Origin of the sequence: Paraburkholderia sp. BL18I3N2, from assembly GCF_003001875.1 — a bacterium.
Taxonomy (GTDB): Bacteria; Pseudomonadota; Gammaproteobacteria; order Burkholderiales; family Burkholderiaceae; genus Paraburkholderia; species Paraburkholderia phytofirmans.
The window spans coordinates 18,126-36,187 of sequence record NZ_PVNC01000011.1; the positions used below are offsets into that span (position 1 = coordinate 18,126).

Annotated in this window: 19 protein-coding genes; 6 read left to right on the top strand and 13 right to left on the bottom strand. The window is 62.0% G+C overall.

Going from position 1 to position 18,062, the window contains the following annotated elements:
* Positions 1-308: 308 nt before the first annotated feature.
* The 5 genes from uvrB (at position 309) to B0G75_RS25310 (ending at position 6,076) form a co-directional block, all read left to right on the top strand.
* Positions 309-2,402: an excinuclease ABC subunit UvrB gene (gene uvrB / locus B0G75_RS25290; RefSeq protein ID WP_106312001.1), complete on the top strand. Its 2,094-nt coding sequence runs from the start codon at positions 309-311 to the stop codon at positions 2,400-2,402.
* Between the two features lie 333 nt (positions 2,403-2,735).
* On the top strand, positions 2,736-3,284 hold the full coding sequence (locus B0G75_RS25295; RefSeq protein WP_106312004.1) for an iron transporter: 549 nt from the start codon (positions 2,736-2,738) through the stop codon (positions 3,282-3,284).
* Positions 3,285-3,425: 141 nt separating this feature from the next.
* Positions 3,426-3,758: a cupredoxin domain-containing protein gene (locus B0G75_RS25300; protein ID WP_012432429.1), complete on the top strand. Its 333-nt coding sequence runs from the start codon at positions 3,426-3,428 to the stop codon at positions 3,756-3,758.
* Positions 3,759-3,827: 69 nt separating this feature from the next.
* Entirely contained in the window at positions 3,828-4,673 is an 846-nt protein-coding gene (locus B0G75_RS25305; protein ID WP_106312007.1) for an FTR1 family protein, read from the top strand.
* Positions 4,670-6,076, top strand: coding sequence for a 4Fe-4S binding protein (locus B0G75_RS25310; RefSeq protein ID WP_106312010.1), 1,407 nt, complete (start codon positions 4,670-4,672; stop codon positions 6,074-6,076). Before B0G75_RS25305 ends, B0G75_RS25310 begins: the two co-directional genes overlap by 4 nt.
* 291 nt (positions 6,077-6,367) lie before the next feature.
* On the opposite strand, the gene hemP is transcribed toward B0G75_RS25310, so the two are convergent.
* From hemP to B0G75_RS25330, 4 genes are all read right to left on the bottom strand, one after another.
* Positions 6,368-6,628 (bottom strand): hemin uptake protein HemP, encoded by a 261-nt coding sequence (gene hemP / locus B0G75_RS25315; protein ID WP_106312013.1) that lies wholly within the window; start codon positions 6,626-6,628, stop codon positions 6,368-6,370.
* Between the two features lie 192 nt (positions 6,629-6,820).
* Entirely contained in the window at positions 6,821-7,303 is a 483-nt protein-coding gene (locus tag B0G75_RS25320) for an SRPBCC family protein (RefSeq protein WP_012432433.1), read from the bottom strand.
* Positions 7,304-7,327: 24 nt separating this feature from the next.
* Positions 7,328-7,726 carry an OsmC family protein gene (locus B0G75_RS25325; protein WP_106312016.1) on the bottom strand — a complete coding sequence of 133 codons (399 nt, stop codon included), beginning with the start codon at positions 7,724-7,726 and terminating at the stop codon, positions 7,328-7,330.
* A 139-nt stretch (positions 7,727-7,865) separates the two neighbouring features.
* Positions 7,866-8,744 carry a pirin family protein gene (locus tag B0G75_RS25330; protein ID WP_106312019.1) on the bottom strand — a complete coding sequence of 293 codons (879 nt, stop codon included), beginning with the start codon at positions 8,742-8,744 and terminating at the stop codon, positions 7,866-7,868.
* Positions 8,745-8,866: 122 nt separating this feature from the next.
* On the opposite strand from B0G75_RS25330, the gene B0G75_RS25335 reads away from it, so the two are divergent.
* Positions 8,867-9,856, top strand: a complete 990-nt coding sequence (locus B0G75_RS25335) for a LysR family transcriptional regulator (RefSeq protein ID WP_106312022.1) — start codon at positions 8,867-8,869, stop codon at positions 9,854-9,856.
* 353 nt (positions 9,857-10,209) lie between these two features.
* On the opposite strand, the gene B0G75_RS25340 is transcribed toward B0G75_RS25335, so the two are convergent.
* From B0G75_RS25340 to B0G75_RS25380, 9 genes are all read right to left on the bottom strand, one after another.
* Positions 10,210-10,629: a biopolymer transporter ExbD gene (locus tag B0G75_RS25340; protein ID WP_106312025.1), complete on the bottom strand. Its 420-nt coding sequence runs from the start codon at positions 10,627-10,629 to the stop codon at positions 10,210-10,212.
* 16 nt (positions 10,630-10,645) lie between these two features.
* Positions 10,646-11,377, bottom strand: coding sequence for a MotA/TolQ/ExbB proton channel family protein (locus B0G75_RS25345; protein WP_106312028.1), 732 nt, complete (start codon positions 11,375-11,377; stop codon positions 10,646-10,648).
* A gap of 26 nt (positions 11,378-11,403) precedes the next feature.
* Positions 11,404-12,141 carry an energy transducer TonB gene (locus B0G75_RS25350; protein WP_106312031.1) on the bottom strand — a complete coding sequence of 246 codons (738 nt, stop codon included), beginning with the start codon at positions 12,139-12,141 and terminating at the stop codon, positions 11,404-11,406.
* Between the two features lie 257 nt (positions 12,142-12,398).
* Positions 12,399-12,635 (bottom strand): bacterioferritin-associated ferredoxin, encoded by a 237-nt coding sequence (locus B0G75_RS25355; protein ID WP_012432441.1) that lies wholly within the window; start codon positions 12,633-12,635, stop codon positions 12,399-12,401.
* A 216-nt stretch (positions 12,636-12,851) separates the two neighbouring features.
* Positions 12,852-13,739, bottom strand: a complete 888-nt coding sequence (gene murI / locus B0G75_RS25360) for a glutamate racemase (RefSeq protein ID WP_106312034.1) — start codon at positions 13,737-13,739, stop codon at positions 12,852-12,854.
* 143 nt (positions 13,740-13,882) lie between these two features.
* Positions 13,883-14,362: a bacterioferritin gene (bfr, locus tag B0G75_RS25365; protein WP_106312037.1), complete on the bottom strand. Its 480-nt coding sequence runs from the start codon at positions 14,360-14,362 to the stop codon at positions 13,883-13,885.
* Between the two features lie 189 nt (positions 14,363-14,551).
* Entirely contained in the window at positions 14,552-16,075 is a 1,524-nt protein-coding gene (locus B0G75_RS25370; RefSeq protein WP_106312040.1) for a fumarate hydratase, read from the bottom strand.
* 55 nt (positions 16,076-16,130) lie between these two features.
* Positions 16,131-16,742, bottom strand: coding sequence for a TIGR00645 family protein (locus B0G75_RS25375; RefSeq protein WP_106312043.1), 612 nt, complete (start codon positions 16,740-16,742; stop codon positions 16,131-16,133).
* A 327-nt stretch (positions 16,743-17,069) separates the two neighbouring features.
* Positions 17,070-17,981, bottom strand: coding sequence for a DMT family transporter (locus B0G75_RS25380; protein ID WP_258194673.1), 912 nt, complete (start codon positions 17,979-17,981; stop codon positions 17,070-17,072).
* Between the last annotated feature and the right edge of the window lie 81 nt (positions 17,982-18,062).

Below are 18,062 nucleotides of genomic sequence, written 5' to 3' on the forward strand. Positions count from 1 at the left end.
GCCAACGCCGCCCGTAGGGAATTTTTTGCTTGAAAAACAGGCACTCCGGCGCCACTTGGCAACAGCGGCACTATCCGCCATGCCGCAGGGAGATAGCCGGAAAGCGGCCCGCAGCCGGCCGAATCAGGGCTCGTTGCCGCAGTTCGGTCGTCGTGAGCGAATGCCACGCGACTGCGCCCAAAGGGCCACAGCATTGCGCCTGAACCTGCCCACGCGACTCCCCAAAACCCTACGCAGAGCCGCTCGATCTTCGATTCCCGCAACCCGTTAGAATAGTTCTTTGCCCCCAAGGCCCGGTACCGCCCCCCATGTCCGAACAACATCTGACTGAAGCCGACGAAACGCTGGACGAATCCAAATTTGTCCGGTTCGAAGGCTCGCCGTTCCAGCTCTACCAGCCGTATCCGCCCGCCGGCGACCAGCCCACGGCGATCGACACGCTCGTCGAAGGCGTGGAAGATGGCCTCTCGTTCCAGACGCTGCTCGGTGTGACCGGTTCCGGCAAGACCTTCACGATGGCCAATACGATCGCGCGGCTCGGACGCCCGGCGATCGTGTTCGCGCCGAACAAGACGCTCGCCGCGCAGCTCTACTCCGAGTTCCGCGAGTTCTTCCCGCGCAACGCGGTCGAGTACTTCGTCTCGTACTACGACTACTACCAGCCGGAAGCGTACGTGCCGCAGCGCGATCTGTTCATCGAGAAGGACTCGTCGATCAACGAGCACATCGAGCAGATGCGGCTGTCGGCCACGAAGAGTCTGATGGAGCGGCGCGACGTGGTGATCGTCGCCACCGTGTCGGCGATTTACGGTATCGGCAACCCGTCTGAATATCACAAGATGATTCTGACGCTGCGCACCGGCGACAAGCTCGGCCAGCGCGACATCATCGCGCGGCTGATCGCCATGCAGTACAACCGCAACGAGGCCGACTTCCAGCGCGGCTCGTTCCGCGTGCGCGGCGACACGATCGATATCTTCCCGGCCGAGCATGCCGAGATGGCGGTGCGCATCGAGTTGTTCGACGACGAAATCGAAACGCTGCAACTATTCGATCCGCTCACGGGCCGCGTGCGCCAGAAGATTCCGCGCTTCACGGTGTATCCGTCGTCGCACTATGTGACGCCGCGCGATACCGTGGTGCGCGCGGTCGAAACGATCAAGGCCGAACTGCGCGAGCGGCTCGAATTCTTCTATAGCGGCGGAAAGCTCGTTGAAGCGCAGCGGCTCGAACAGCGCACGCGCTTCGACCTGGAAATGCTGCAGGAACTGGGCTTCTGCAAGGGCATCGAGAACTACTCGCGGCACTTCTCGGGCGCGGCGCCCGGTGAGCCGCCGCCTACGCTGGTCGACTATCTGCCGTCGGACGCGCTCATGCTGCTCGACGAATCGCACGTGCTCATCGGCCAACTGAACGGCATGTACAACGGCGACCGCGCGCGTAAGGAAAATCTGGTCGACTACGGTTTCCGCCTGCCGTCGGCGCTCGACAACCGGCCGCTCAAGTTCAACGAGTTCGAGCGCAAGATGCGTCAGGTCGTGTTCGTGTCGGCCACGCCGGCGGACTACGAGCAGAAGACGGCAGGGCAGGTGGCCGAGCAACTGGTGCGTCCGACCGGCCTCGTCGATCCGGAAATCGAGGTGCGCCCGGCGCGCAGCCAGGTCGACGACGTGCTCGGCGAGATCAACGAGCGCGTCAAGGCGGGTGACCGCGTGCTGGTCACGGTGCTGACCAAGCGCATGGCCGAACAGTTGACCGAGTTTCTGGCCGACCACGGCGTCAAGGTGCGTTATCTGCACAGCGACATCGACACCGTGGAGCGGGTGGAAATCATCCGCGATCTGCGTCTGGGCACCTTCGACGTGCTGGTCGGGATCAACCTGTTGCGCGAAGGGCTGGATATTCCTGAAGTGTCGCTGGTCGCGATTCTCGATGCGGACAAGGAAGGCTTTCTGCGCGCCGAGCGCTCGCTGATCCAGACCATCGGCCGGGCGGCGCGGAACGTGAACGGCAAGGCGATTCTCTACGGCGACAAGATTACGGACTCGATGCGCCGCGCCATCGACGAAACCGAGCGGCGGCGCAACAAGCAGATCGCCTTCAACCTCGAGAACGGCATTACGCCGCGCGGGGTGGTCAAGCGCATTCGCGACATTATCGACGGCGTGTACAACGTCGACGACGCCCGCGCCGAACTGAAGGAACAGCAGGCGCGCGCGAAATTCGAGGACATGTCCGAGAAGCAGCTTGCCAAGGAACTCAAGCGCCTCGAAAAGCAGATGATAGAGCACGCCAAAAACCTCGAGTTCGAGAAGGCTGCGCACACCCGCGACCAGCTCGCGCTGCTGCGCCAGCGCGTGTTCGGCGCGAACGTCGGCGATCACGTGTCGGGCGTCGACTAAGTCGTCCGCGCGCCTTGGGGCGCGGCAATGCGTCGCGCCCGGTCGATCCATGCCGGCCACTCGCCGGGCATCGCATCACTTCCTCACCAGCGCTTCCTTAAGTCCGCCTTAAGACCCTGCTGCCACAAGGCTTGCCGCGCGTTCTCATTTGTTCTCCCATGCGATCGATGATAAACTCGACCAATATTGAGAATGGTTCGCATTAACGTTCGTAATGCCGCCCGCCGGCGACCAGTCGCGGTGTTCAAGCGCCGCGGCCGTTGCATCGCAAGGCATGCGCGACGCACTGTTCCAATGGGTTCGATTCCAGTCTGATAAAAATAAGGAGTTTCAATGCGGATTTCTTCATTTGTGCGTGGTGGCGCAGCAGCGGTGGCCGCAGTCGCGGCTTTCTCGGCAGCGGCGGCGGAATATCCGATCGGCAAGCAGCAGATTCATGGCGGCATGGAACTCAATGCGGTCTATCTGCAGCCGATCACGATGGAACCCGAAGGCATGATGCGCAAAGCCTCTGATTCGGACATCCACCTTGAAGCCGACATTCACGCGGTCAAGAACAATCCGACCGGTTTCGCCGAAGGCGACTGGATGCCGTATCTGCAAGTGCACTACGAACTGACGAAAGCCGGTTCGACTCAGACGCAAAAGGGCGACCTGATGCCGATGGTCGCCAACGACGGCCCGCACTACGGCGACAACGTCAAGCTGCAAGGCCCGGGCAAGTATCACCTGAAGATGATCGTCGAGGCGCCGATGCAATCGGGCCACATGGCGTTCGGCCGGCACGTCGACAAGGAAACCGGCGTGGGTCCGTGGTTCAAGCCGATTACCCTCGAATACGACTTCGCGTACGCCGGCATCGGCAAGAAGGGCGGCTACTGATCTCCGCGCGTCATCACGCGTGAGCAGGCTTTGCCGCGTGGCCGCGCGTGACTGGATGGCCAAATGAGGCCGAACGAGCCAGTGCAGCAGACGGCGCGTTGGCGATTGACCGCCAACGCGCCGCGTTTTCCGGAAGGGCTAATGAGAATCAACCGAAAGATCGCGATCTTCGCCGCCACAGTTTTGCTGGCAAGCGCGGCGCAGGCCGCCGACCTGCCGACCTTCAAGCTGGAAATGAACGACGGCAAGCTGAATCCGGCCCGCATCGAAGTGCCGGCGGGGCAGCGTATCAAGATCGAAGTGCGCAACACGGGCAAAGGTGCGGCCGAATTCGAAAGCGTGCAGTTGCGTAAAGAAAAAGTGTTGGCGCCGGGCGCGGATTCGTTCGTCGTGATCGCGCCGCTCGAGCCGGGCGAGTACAAGTTTTTCGACGATTTTCACCAGCAGGCGCAGGGCGTCATCGTCGCGAAGTAGTGACTTGGGACGCGAGCGCAGCGCCTCGACGGGTCGCGCGCTCGCCAGACCAGAAGAAGGGAGAGCTTGATGGGTCAGATTCTATTCATCGTGTGGCGGGAAAGTGTCGAGGCGTTGCTGGTCGTCGGCATCCTGTACGCGTGGCTGAAAAATGGCGACGACGATGCGCGCCGCGGTTTGCCGTACCTGTGGGGCGGCGTGGCAGCCGGTTTGATTGCGGCGGTGGCGCTCGGCGCCGCGCTCGTGGGTTTCACCGAAGTGCTCTCCGGCGACGCGCAGGATTATTTCCAGACCGCGATGGTGCTGGTCGCCTGCGTGCTGATCGTGCAGATGGTGCTGTGGATGAAGCAGCATGGCCGCACGCTCAAGCGCGACATGGAACAGTCGCTGCAAAAGAGCCAGCGCGATTCGAACTGGTGGGGCGTCGCGTTGCTGGTGGCGTTGGCGATCGCGCGTGAAGGCAGCGAGACGGTGATCTTTCTGTACGGCCTCGGCTTCGGCCAGTCGGGTCACGTGGACGCCAGCCAGATGCTCGCGGTCGTGATCGGTTTGGCGCTTGCGTTCCTGACCTTCTATATGCTGCAGCTGGGCGGCAAGATCTTTTCGTGGCGGCTCTTTTTCCGCATCACGGAAATCATGCTGCTGTTCCTCGGCGCGGGTCTGTTCCAGACCGGTGTGGACAAGCTGATCGACAAGGAAATCCTGCCGACCATCGTCGACCAGATGTGGAATTCGTCGGCAATCCTCGACGATTCGAGCACTTTCGGTTCGCTGGTCGCCACGCTCACCGGCTATCGCGCTCACCCGGCGTTGATGAATCTGATCGCGTATGCGGCGTACTGGGGCGTGGTCTACCTGCTGCTGCGCCGCGCGAATCGCAAGCCGGCGCGGCAAGCCGCTGGGCGCACGGCATGAGTACGGTAATGACCCGCCCGGGCCGCCTCGCGGCGGCCGGGCAGTGGATGCAGCGTCACGGTGCCGCGATTCGCGGTATTCAGTGGGTCGTGGTGGCGGTGTACGCGTTTCTGATTCTGGTGCCGGCGGTGATGCCGCTGCCGGACGACACGGCGCACTTGTGGAACAACCTGACGCTCGCCGCGCAGTTCGTGTTCTGGGGTATCTGGTGGCCATTCGTGTTGCTCTCGATGGTCATGCTCGGCCGCGTCTGGTGCGGCGTGCTGTGTCCCGAAGGCGCGCTCGCCGAATTCGCCAGCAAATACGGCCGAGGCTGGGCGATTCCGCACTGGATGCGCTGGGGCGGCTGGCCGTTCGTCGCGTTCGGCATCACTACCATCTACGGTCAGATGGTGAGCGTCTACCAGTATCCGAAAGCCGTGCTGCTGGTGTTAGGCGGCTCGACCTTCGCGGCGATGATCATCGGCTTGTTATACGGACGCGAGAAGCGCGTCTGGTGCAAATACCTCTGCCCCGTCAACGGGGTTTTTTCGCTTCTGGCGCGGCTCGCGCCGTTCCACTACAAAGTCGATGAAGAGGCATGGCGCCGTTCGTACAAGAACGGCGAGCATGGGCATCGCGTGATTCCAATCAATTGCGCGCCGCTCGTGCCGCTGCGCAATATGAAGGGCGCATCGGACTGCCATATGTGCGGCCGTTGCAGCGGCCACCGCGACGCGATTGCATTGACGTGGCGCGCGCCGTCATCGGAAGTGGTGCAGTTGGGCGACAAGCAGGCCAACCCGTGGGATACCGCGTTGATCCTGTACGGCCTGCTCGGCATCGCGATCGGCGCGTTCCACTGGACCGCATCGCGCTGGTTCGTCGATCTGAAGATTTTCCTCGCGAACTGGCTGGTCGATCACGACATCACGTGGCCGCTCGACACTAACGCGCCGTGGTTCCTGTTCACGCATTACCCCGAACAGAACGACGTGTTTTCGTGGCTCGACGGCACGATGGTGATCGGCTACATCCTCGCCACGGCGCTGGTGTACGGCACCGTGCTGCTGGTGCTGCTGATGGGCGCGACGCGCATGCTGGGGCGCTTCAATGGCGTGCGTCTGCATCATTTGACGCAAGGGCTGATTCCGATCGCCGGCGCGGGTGTGTTTCTCGGCCTGTCCGCGACCACGCTGTCGCTGCTGCGCGCGGAGCATGTGTCGTTGTGGTGGGCGTCGGATATGCGCATCGCGATTCTGGCGATCGCCAACCTGTGGAGCGCATGGCTCGCCTGGCTCGTGACGCGTCGCTATAGCGAGCGTTTCGTTCAACGCGGCCTCGCGATGGTGTGGTTCGCCGCGGCACTGGCCGTCGTCGATAGCGCGTGGTGGCTGATGTTCTGGGGCTGGGCTTCGAAGTAACGTACTCGACGCTTTTAACGCGGTTGCACTAGTCCGCGCCTGGCCAAACAAAAAAGCCGTGGAGATGAAATCATCCCACGGCTTTTTCATTTTCCGCATGATCGACGCACGTCGAGCGTGTCGCCGTATCGAGTGAGAACCAAAAAAAGCGGCCTGGCTTGCTGCGACGGCTGGCTTGGTGTCTGCACGAAGGGGTCTAGTTCTCGCGTGCAAGCCGTCGTGGCTGGCTACTGCCCAACACCTCTCTGGGAGGTGGTCCCCACAATACCCGGTACTAACTGCTATTCGTCTCTACTTCGTCAGGATCAGCTTGCCTAAGCGCGTGGCCCGCAACTGGTAGGTTTCGCCGTTATGCACGATGCTGACGTGGCTATGTCCCTGCAGCAAGGCGTCGCTGTGAACGACCCGCTCCGACGTCTCGCCCGAACCGTTGGTGCGGTCCGCGCCAGGCTTCTGGCCGGTTACCGTCGCCGTCGACGTTTTCGGACGGCCGGTCAGCGCGGCCGCCGGACGGCGCAGGCTGAGTGTGGAAGGGCGCGTGAGATCGGTCATTCGTTTTTGCTGTTGGTCGATTCGATGGATTAATTCTAAATGATAACTATTCCCATTTACAAGGAAGAGAAATTGATCGGATTTGAATTTTGATAGTCAGGGGAGCTTGAAGGCGGAGAGGAGTCTGCAGAACGACCGCCTGATCGTTCGGCGGTCTTGCGTTCTGTGGCGGGCAGGGCGCCCGCGCAATGTTCAATGCAACGAGCCGGGTTCCTGCTTCGCCTGCACAAACTGACGAATGAGCCGAACGGTATCGATGTCGTTCTCCCGATACGCCGACTTGACGATCTCCTGCGTCTGATGGGCATCAGGGTCGGTCGACTCGGGCAGCGTGGTCGCGTATTCGAAGCGCAGGAACAACTGCAGTTCGTCCGGTTGCTCGATGGTCATCGTGAGCGAGCCGCCGACGTAGTCGGCCGTCGGCAGAATGTCGTAGCGCACGCTCTGGCTTTCCGCGAGCGTGACGCGGTCGCGCACCGTGGCCTGGCCGTAGTGCAATTCCCGTTCGAGTACGTTGCCTTCGCGCGAAAGGATCGTGCAACTGTCGAGCCCCATCACGAACAGCTGCGGCTGTTCGGCGCGCAGCACGAGACCTTCCCACAATTGCTCGCGGGTCATCGATTCGACAAACGGATTCAACGGGTCGTTGATCTGGATAAGGTGTTCGAAATTCAAAACGACGGCTTCCTATGAAAGCGTTTAAGCGACGGCGAGCCCCGAACGGATCGTGATCGAATGCGTGAGGATCTTGTGAACCGGGCACTGATTGGCTATTTGCAAAAGCCGTTCCCGCTGCTCGTCGGACAGGTCGCCTTCGAGCACGATCTTGCGGTCGATGGCCGTACCGGCGTCGCCGGTTTCGAGCGAGAGCGTCACGCGCACGTCGGCGAGCGGCCAATCCTTGCGCTGAGCGTACATCTTCAGCGTAATCGACGTGCACGCGCCGAGGCTCGACAGCAGCAGCGAGACGGGCGTCGGTCCGCGATCACCGCCGCCGAGCGACTCGGGTTCGTCGGCGAGCCATGTGTGCTTGCCGTCGTCGAAAAGAACCTGGAAATTCGTCGAGCCGATGTGGGCGGTGACGGTGGACTCTGCCATGCGCGCTCCTGAACAGGGACGGAAATTGCCGCGCGCCACGGCCTGTTATAAGTGAACGGCGTGGCGCGCGGCCTGAATTGCTATTGTGAACGAATTTAACGGCCTTCGCGCCCCGGGTTGCGACGCGCCCGCTGGCGATTCAATGCGTGATCGCACCCATGCGCCCGGCCTGGTAATCCACGACGGCCTGGCGAATCTCGTCTTCCGTATTCATCACGAACGGGCCGTAGCGCACCACGGGCTCCTTCAGCGGCACGCCGCCCAGCAGCAGCACCTCGAGTGGCTCCGCGCCGGCTGCAAGCGTCACGGCGTCGCCATCGTTCTGAAACACGACCATTTTCCGCGCGTCGATTTCCTGACGCGCTTCGCCTTCGCCATAGAAGCCCTTGCCGGACAAGCTGTACGCAAAAACGCGATAGTCCGCCGGCACCGGTTGCCGGATTGTGGCCCCCGGTTGCAGCGAGAAATGCTGATACAGGATCGGCGTGCGCGTTTCGATCGCCGCTTTGACGCCGAGCGCTTCGCCGGCGATCACCTTGACGCGCACCTTGCCGTCCGCGGACGTCGCCACGGGAATGCTCGCCGACGGGATTTCCTGGTAGCGCGGCGCGATCATCTTGTCGCGGCGCGGCAGATTCACCCACAGCTGTATTCCGTGCACGCGTCCGCCGGTGCGGACGAACGACGGGTCCGGCATCTCACTGTGCACGACGCCCGCGCCAGCGGTCATCCACTGCACGTCGCCGGCGCGCAGGGTGCCCGAGTGGCCGGCCGAATCCTTGTGGCCGAACTCGCCCTCGAGCGCGTACGTGACTGTTTCGAAGCCGCGATGCGGATGATCGGGCGCGCCTTTCGCCTCGCCCGGCGCGTAGTCGATCGGGCCCATTTCGTCGAGCAGCAGGAACGGATCGAAGTCCATCAGCAGGCGGGTCGGAAACGGGCGGTGGACGATAAAGCCGCCGCCCTCGGTGGTGCGAACGGCGGGAAAGGTGCGTTCGATCGTGCGGGTCGTGCTCATCAAAGTCACCTCAAAAAATCGGGAATAGCGTTATTTTTGAAACATGGAGCTATTATAGGGACCGTTTTTGGGGGTGCCAGCCGTCCTCACGCAATGGATTGTTCTATTACTGGAACGATGAGATGAAGATCGATTCACACAATCTGAATGACCTGATGTATTTTTCGCAGGTCGTCGAACATGGCGGCTTTTCCGCCGCCGAACGCGTGCTGGGGATTTCCAAGTCGCGCCTGTCGCGCCGGCTGACCGAGCTTGAGGCGTCGCTCGGCGTGCGCCTGCTGCAGCGCTCCACCCGCAAGCTGGCGCTGACCGAAGCCGGTCAACTGTTCTATCAGCATTGTCAGGCGATGCTGAGCGAGGCGCAGGCGGCCGTCAATGTCGTCCAGCAACTGCGCTCGTCGCCGCGCGGCACGGTGCGCGTCAGCGTGCCGGTCACGGTCTCGCAGACCATCCTGTCGCAGATCCTGCCCGAATTCATGCATCGCTTTCCGGAAGTGCGCGTGGTGATGCGCGTGACGAACCGCGTGGTCGATCTGTTCGAGGATTCGATCGACGTCGCGCTGCGCGTGCGTTCCGATCCGCCCGAAAACGCCAACATCGTCGTGCGGCCGCTGTGGCGCACGGAGCAGATGCTGGTCGGCGCGCCGAGCCTGTTGCAGCAGAACGCGCCGCCGTTGCTGCCGGCCGACCTCAACGGTTTCGAAACGCTCGACGTGCCGACCGGCGACGGACGCCACGTCTACAACCTGATCGCGCCCGACGGCACGCGTCATGTGCACGAACACGAGCCGCGCCTCGTGACCGCCGATCTGATGACGATCCGTGAAGCGGTGCTCGCCGGCGTCGGTATCGCGGCGCTGCCGGAGATGATGTATGGCGCCGCGCTACGAGCCGGGCAATTGTCGCCGGTGATGCCGGGCTGGACCTTTCCGACGCCGCAGTTGTACGCAGTATTCTTGTCCCGGCAGGGAATGGTGCCGGCCGTGCGCGCCTTTGTCGATTATCTGGTCGAGATGCTCGATCCCGACGACGGCAAATACATCATGGGCGAGTGTCCTGCGCAAGAGGAGAAGGTCGCTGTCGCGCAGCCGATGTTCGCGCTCGCCTCATAGCACTTCTAACGGGTCGTGGCATCGCTTTTAGCATTTAAGCGTGGCCTGTCATGAGTACTTTCAATGGCCGTTTGCTTGATTGCGCGGGCTCGCGGGCCTATAGTGAAATCCCTTCGCTAAGGAGTCTCTTATGCGGAAACTCATGGCCGCTATCATAGCCGGCCTGATAGGGCTGACCGCGCTGTCCGTGTCGATCACGGCTGTCGCATGCGGTGATTCGAGTAGCTATCAATCTTCGACCGATGGCAAATGATCCCGCCGCCCGAAGGCGCCGAGTGCGCACAAAAAAGGCCTTCATCCGACGATGAAGGCCTTTTACTTTTTAGCCCCTGTTTCAAGGGCTATAAACCACACTACTTGCTTTTCGGTTGAGTCACGAAGCCGATCTTCGTGAGGCCGCCGGCTTGTGCGGCCGCCATCACCTGCGCCACTTTCTCGTACGGAACCTTGCGGTCCGCGTCCAGATGCAGTTCGGGTTGCGGGTTCGCTTGCGCGGCTTGCGCGATCTTCGCGCTCAGCGCGGCTTCGTCGACCTTCTTGTCGTCCCACGTGACGTTGCCGTCCGCGTCGACCGCGACCGTAACTTGCGTCGGCTTGGTGTCTTCTTTCTGACTGCTTGCGTGCGGCAGATCGATCTTGACAGCGTGTCGAATCACTGGAATCGTCACCATGAAGACGATCAGGAGAACCAACATCACGTCGACGAGCGGCGTCATGTTGATTTCGTTCATCAGGCCGTCGTCATCGTCGCCGGCGAAGGGGCTCATTGCCATCGGAGTGCCTCGTCGATCAGTTCGCGCGCGCGGCGAGACGCAGGCCGTCGCCGCGCTTGGACGACGACAGGCGCGCGCCCGTCACGAAGAACGCATGCAGGCCATGCGCAAAGCGGCTCAGTTTGGCGACCACGGCCTTGTTGGCGCGCGTCAGTGCGTTGTAGCCAAGCACCGCCGGAATCGCGACGAACAGGCCGAACGCGGTCATGATCAACGCTTCGCCGACCGGACCGGCGACCTGATCGATGGATGACTGGCCGCTCGCGCCGATGGCCAGCAGCGCGTGATAGATGCCCCACACCGTGCCGAACAGGCCGACGAACGGCGCCGTGCTGCCGATCGACGCGAGAATCGCGAGACCGCTCTGCATGCGCGCGACGCTTTCGTCCATCGTGTCCTTCAGGCAGCGCGTGACCCAGTCCGACACATCCATGCGGTCATGCAGATGCGGCTGCGTTTGATGATGGTGATCGGCCGCTTCCTGGCCCGACAGCGCCAGCGCGAGGAACGGATTGTCATGCGGCGTCGATGAGCCGGCGCCGAGCTTCTTCACGCCGTCGGCGAGATCGTCCGAATGCCAGAACGCCTGTTCGGCATTCTTCGTGAGGCGGTTCAGGCGCATCACATTCCAGCCTTTGATGACAATCACGCTCCACGACATCACCGACATGATCAACAGCGCGAGCGCGATGCCGCGCGTCACGAAATCCCCTTGCGCCCACACGTGCGCCAGTCCGTAGTTTTGCATTGCAATTCCTTTTTTTAAAAGCTGCCTCAATCGTTCAGACTGAAGTTGAAACGCTGGCTGGTCGGGACCCGTACCGGCTGCCCGTTCTCAAGATAAGGTTGGCAGGCGCTCGAGCGCACTGCGTCAAGCGCGGCGTCGTCGAGGCGGCTGAAGCCGCTGCTCTTTTTCAGCGCGACGTTTTCGATCTTGCCGGTCACGCCGACCACGAGACTCACGATCACCGTGCCAGTCTCGCCGCGGCGCCTGGAGAGAGGCGGATAGTCAGGTTGGCCCACATTGCACGAGAGGTGCGACATGTCTTTGGGCGCGCTGATCTCCATCGTCTGACGGCCGACGGCCGGTGCAGCAGGCGCGGGTGGCGCAACGGGTGCGGCAGGCGCGGGCGGCGTCGGATCGGGTGCGGCGACGGGCGTCGGCGACGGCGCGGCGGCCACCGGTAGAGGTGTAGTCGTCGGCTTGGGCGTTGGAGTCGGCTTCGGCTGGACCTTCGGTTTGGTACGAACCGGCGGCGCCGGCGTGGGTGGCGGCGGCGCGATCGATTGAATCGCGACCGGCGCGGCAACCGGTGCCGGCGGCAGCAACTGCGCGGTCATGACGCGCGATTCGAGGACGGGCTGCACGGGGTCGTGACGCAAGGTCATCACCACGGCAAGCAGCGCGACGTGAATCGCTGCAACCACGGCGGTCGCGGTCAGGACGCGGGAGTTCAGTCGGGTAGACGAAGCCGGCATGGCGCCGGCTGAAACGGTAGGCGAGGCCGGCATGTTAGCGTGGCGGCGCGCTGTCGATGCAGCGCGTCAGACAGGACATCGTCATGTTCGAAAAATCAGCAGCGAAATGAACAAAGTAGTCACGAAACCAATCAGCAATTCCATCTCGAACTCCTGTGACGGGTGAGCGGGTAGCTGGCTGGTACGAATACTGGCTTGCTGACGGCAGTGGGATAACGCTTGAACAGCGAGAACGGCATTGGACGCGAAACGCCCGAAGCGCGGAATGAGCCGCGCCTTGGAAAGCGGGCTTAGGCCGCTTTGCGTTCGTAAAACGTCAGCGGTACAGCTTGCGGGTGATGTTCAAAACCACAGCGGCTCGCGCAGACGCCGCTTTTCATCATGACGTCGCGCACGGAATCGGCGCACTTGCCACAGCAGGATGCGACGCCGAGCTCGAACTGGAGTTCGTCGAACGAATCCATGCCTTCCTCGATCGAAGCACGGATCTTTCGGTCAGAAACAGACTTGCAGACACAGACAATCATGGCGGGCGTCATAGCTAACGTTAATGCGAATTATTATCATTTTGTTTGGGTCGTTTGGCAAGCGTCCTGCGTGATTTTTTGTAACAAAACCAGACTCTTAGAAGGGTTTCGTCTATGAGGCGCTAACGAGTGGAGTCGGCGGGCGGCACGGGGAAATGGCCTAAAAAGCTCGCCAAAGTCCGCGTGGTGGGCCAAAAACGGCGCTTGGGCAGCCGTTTATGCAGCCTGGGAGTCCGGCGCTGCCGTGCGGCGCGAGGGGATCGACACCGTTTCGACCGTCGCGTCGATATGCAGCAGGGTAGCGGCCAATTGCTGCTGATGGGTGCCGTCGCCAGTGGAAAAAAAGCGGGGCGGAACGGTGGCCGCACTTTGCGGCACCGCGCGCAATCCATGTTGGTCGAGCACGCGTTCCAGTTGCCGCGCAATGGCGACGCTCGTGTCGATCAGCATCAGCCGGTCGCCGACGATATCGCGAATTGCCGCATCGAGAAACGGATAGTGCGTGCAGCCGAGCACCAGCGTGTCCGCGCCCGCGTCGAGCATGGGCTGCAGGTAGCCGCGCAGCAGCGCGCGTAACTCGGCGGAGTCGACGTCGCAGCGTTCCACCGCTTGCACGAGCCCGTGGCCCGGCTGGCAAAGAAAGCGGCAATCCGCGGCGTAGCGTTCGAGCAGCGCCTGAAAGCGGGCGCTGCGCAGCGTCACTTGCGTGGCGAGCACGCCGGCGACACGGGTTTTCGATTGCAGCGCGGCGGGTTTGACGCCGGGTTCGACGCCGACCAAAGGAATAGGCAGCTTTTCGCGAACCAGCGCGATCGACTGCGCGGTGGCCGTATTGCAGGCGACTACCAGCGCCTTCGCGCCTTGCTTGACGAGCCATTCGCCGATCGCAAGCGTGCGGTCGGCGATGAAGTCGTCGTCGCGCTCGCCGTAGGGAGCGTAGAGCGAGTCGGCTACATACAGGATCGCCTCGTCAGGCAGTTGTGCCCGGACCGCCCGCAACACCGACAGACCGCCCAGCCCCGAATCGAAAATGCCGACCGGTGCGCGCGCTGCGGCGCCAGACGTGAACATTCCTGTATTCGCGGACGAGGATTCTGCGGGCATAGACGGCGAGGACGCGTGCGGCACGGCGCTCAAGGGACACTCGGAAAAACGGGAAGGTGCGCAAGTATATCGCCCGCGCGGCGTGGATCATCGCAAATAAGCTGAGCCATGAACGGCGCGCGGGTGGTTGCAGCGTGGCTCGATCAGGACTCGATCGAGCCCATTGCCGTTTGCTGGTAGTTCTGGATGCCAACCTTGTCGATCAGATCGATTTGCGTTTCGAGCCAGTCGATATGTTCTTCGGTGTCGTCGAGAATCTTCGTGAAGATTTCACGGGAGATGAAATCGCGCACCGATTCGCAATACGCGATAGCTTCTTTGCAGGTGCTCTGAGAAATCTGTTCGAGCTTCAAATCGCATTCGAGGATTTCTTTCGTTTCCTCACCGATCAGCAACTTGTGCAGGTCTTGCAGATTAGGCAGACCGTCGAGCATGAAAATGCGTTCGATGAGCCAGTCGGCGTGCTTCATCTCGCCGATCGATTCGTCGTATTCGTGCTTGCCGAGTTTCTCGAGACCCCAATGCTTATACATCCGCGCATGCAGGAAGTACTGATTGATGGCGGTCAGTTCGTTCTTCAACTGCGAGTTGAGATATTCGATGACCTTCTTGTCGCCTTGCATGGTGTGTCCTTATAGGGGCTTTGAATTTCCCAGAACAATAAACGGCGAAACGCAAAAAGCCAAGCCAAAAAGTCAGATTTTCGCTTGATTTCAGAGGGTTTTTCGCGTGATGCGTACCGTTCTCATTTCATCATAAAAAAGCCGGGGTTTAAGGCCCCGGCTTTGAATTATTCAGCGGATGTCAATACTTCAAACTGTCGCGACCGGAATCTTGCCGATCTTTGCCTGCCATTCCTTCGGCCCGGTTTGATGAACGGAAGTGCCGTTCGAATCGACGGCCACCGTCACCGGCATGTCCTGCACGTCGAACTCGTAGATCGCTTCCATGCCGAGGTCTTCGAACGCGAGAACCTTCGCGCTGCGAATCGCCTTCGACACGAGGTACGCCGCGCCACCCACGGCCATCAGATATGCGGCCTTGTGCTTCTTGATCGCCTCGATGGCGACCGGGCCCCGTTCCGCCTTGCCGATCATCGAGATCAGGCCGGTTTGCGACAGCATCGTCTCGGTGAACTTGTCCATGCGCGTTGCCGTAGTCGGGCCAGCAGGACCGACGGCTTCATCGCGCACCGGATCCACCGGGCCGACGTAGTAAATCACGCGATTCGTAAAATCGACCGGCAGCTTTTCGCCCTTGGCCAGCATATCGGCGATGCGCTTGTGAGCCGCGTCGCGGCCCGTCAGCATCTTGCCCGACAACAGCAGCGTCTGGCCCGGCGTCCACGCGGCGACTTCTTCCGGCGTGAGCGTGTTCAGATCGACGCGCTTGCTCTTCTCGGTGTCCGGCTCCCACTGTACCTTCGGCCATGCGTCGAGCGACGGCGCTTCGAGCTTGGCAACGCCGGAGCCGTCCAGCGTGAAGTGCGCGTGACGCGTAGCCGCGCAGTTCGGGATGATTGCGACCGGCTTGGATGCGGCGTGCGTCGGCGCGGCCATGATCTTCACGTCGAGCACGGTGGCGAGACCGCCCAGACCTTGCGCGCCGATGCCGAGTGCGTTGACCTTCTCGTGCAGTTCCACGCGCAGTTCTTCGATCCAGTCCTTCGGTCCGCGTGCGATCACGTCCTGAATGTCGATCGGATCCATCAGCGATTCTTTCGCCATCACCATCGCTTTCTCAGCGGTGCCGCCGATGCCGATGCCGAGCATGCCCGGCGGGCACCAGCCCGCGCCCATGGTCGGCACGGTCTTGAGAATCCAGTCGACGATCGAATCCGACGGATTCAGCATCGCGAACTTCGACTTGTTTTCCGAGCCGCCGCCCTTGGCCGCGACCTGCACGTCGACGGTATTGCCCGGCACGATCTCGTAGTGGATGACGGCCGGCGTGTTGTCCTTCGTGTTCTTGCGGCCACCTTCCGGCGGGCTCACGATCGACGCGCGCAGCACGTTGTCCGGGTTCAGGTAACCGCGGCGCACGCCGTCGTTGATCATGTCGGTGACGCCCATCGTCGCGCCGTCCCAACGCACGTCCATGCCGACCTTCACGAACACCGTGACGATGCCGGTGTCCTGGCAGATCGGTCGCTTGCCTTCGGCGCACATGCGGCTGTTGGTGAGAATCTGCGCGATGGCATCTTTCGCGGCGGGGCTCTGTTCGAGCTCGTAGGCGCGGCCGAGTGCCTGGATGTAGTCGAGCGGATGGTAGTAGCTGATGTACTGAAGCGAATCCGCAATGCTCTGAATCAGATCTTCCTGTTTGATGACGGTCATGGCTAGCTCAGTGGGGACGGTGGCGCTTGTTGTCGGACTCGCCGGGCAGGGCAGGTCAGTCGCGCGCCTTCAGGGGAGTGGAACCTTTAGCGGAGCCCACGGCGTGCAAGACGGCGGGCTCTTCGAAATGTTTTGGATGCGTGTGCGTGGTGAGGCGGTCGACCAGCGCCATCACGAGCGCCGAGACGAGGAACGCGACGTGGATGATCACCTGCCACATGATCGTATGCGTCGAATTCTGGTCGGGGCTGATGAAGGTCTTCAGCAGATGGATCGACGAGATGCTGATCAGCGCCATCGACAGTTTGACTTTGAGCACGCCGGCGTTCACGTGGTCGAGCCATTCCGGTTCGTCCGGATGACCCTCGACGCCCAGGCGCGACACGAATGTTTCATACCCGCCGATGATCACCATGATCAGCAGGTTCGAGATCATGACCACGTCGATCAGACCGAGCACGACCAGCATGATGTTGGTTTCGTCGAGCGTCATGGATGCCGTGACGAGATGCCAGACTTCCTTGAGGAACAGCACGACGTAGACGGCCTGGGCCACGATCAGACCCAGATAGAGCGGCAACTGCAGCCAGCGGCTCATGAAGATGATCGAAGGGATCGGGCGCATCGGGCGGCGCTGATGGGCGGAGTCGGATCGCGGAGCGGACATGGGCAAGAGTCAGACGAAACGCAGGTGACGGAATATGGACTAAATGCGCGGACTAAATGTACCGGCCCGGCATGCACGGTACGCGGCACATACATGGCAAATACATGGCAAACACGCGACACATACGCAGCGGATCAGGCACGCAAACCCGGCGCAGACAGCGCGGTGCACGGCTAGGGACGACCGGAAAAGCTCGCATCAGGCGCGCCATTGTACAGCGTCGGGTGAATTTGCTGCGGTGCGGCGGGCAGGGTGGCGCCGCTTCGACAGGCGGCGCGCTCGACCACGCACCTTGCGGACGGCGGCTGGCGGCCGGGACCTAAACACTCACGACGCCACTGGCGGCAGTCTGACCTTCAGGCTCGCCAGCCCGATCCCCGTGACCACGCAGGCTAGCGCGATGCCATGCGCGAAGGTGGGCCGCTCGCCGAGAAACGCGATGCCGTAGATCGCGGCCGCCACGGGCAGCACGGCGCTGAACACGCCCGCGAGACTGCCCGGCACATGACGGATGCCCTTCATCCACAACCAGAACGAAAAGATGCTGGCCGACAATCCGTACCACAGCACCAGCGTCCAGACGCTGAGCGGCACAGCGCGATAGTCGAAGTCGAGCAGCGCGCTCGCGCCGAGCGGCAGCATCAGCAGAAGGCCAAAGAGATGCGTGTACGCGCAGATGTCGATCGGTGCGAGCGTTTGCGTGAGACGCCGTGACAGGATGATGTAAAGCGATTCGCAGCACACCGCGCCGAGCACCATCAGGTTGCCCGCGAACGAGGTCTCGCCGCCCGAGCTCCGATCCACGTGCGCGAGATTGATGAAGACCACGCCGACGATCGCCAGTGCGATCGACGCGAGCGCCCGACCGTTCGGACGCTCTTTGAGGATGAGCCACGAGAGCAGCGCGACGACCGCGGGAATCGTGCTCGTGATGACGCCGGCCGCGACCGCGCTCGTGCGCTGCACGCCGCCGAGCATCAGCAGCGTAAACCCGAACGTGCCGAACAGGGCTTGCAAGAACAGGTTGAACCATTCGCCGCGCTTCACGCGGCGCAGTCTGGACGCGCGCAGAAGCGGCCACAGCACTGCCATCGCGATCACGAAGCGCAGCAGCGCGAACAGAGGAACGGGGACGAACTCGACGATCGATTTACCGATTCCGACATTGCTGCCGACCAGCAGCATCGAGGTGATGAGAAGCAGAGAGTAACGATTAAGAAGCAGGGAGTAACGATTCAAGCTGGAATCCGGACGGCTAGTTCAGTTAGGATTGTACGAGGCCGTGCGAGCCAGCGTAAAGGCGCGCCACGCGGGTACGCA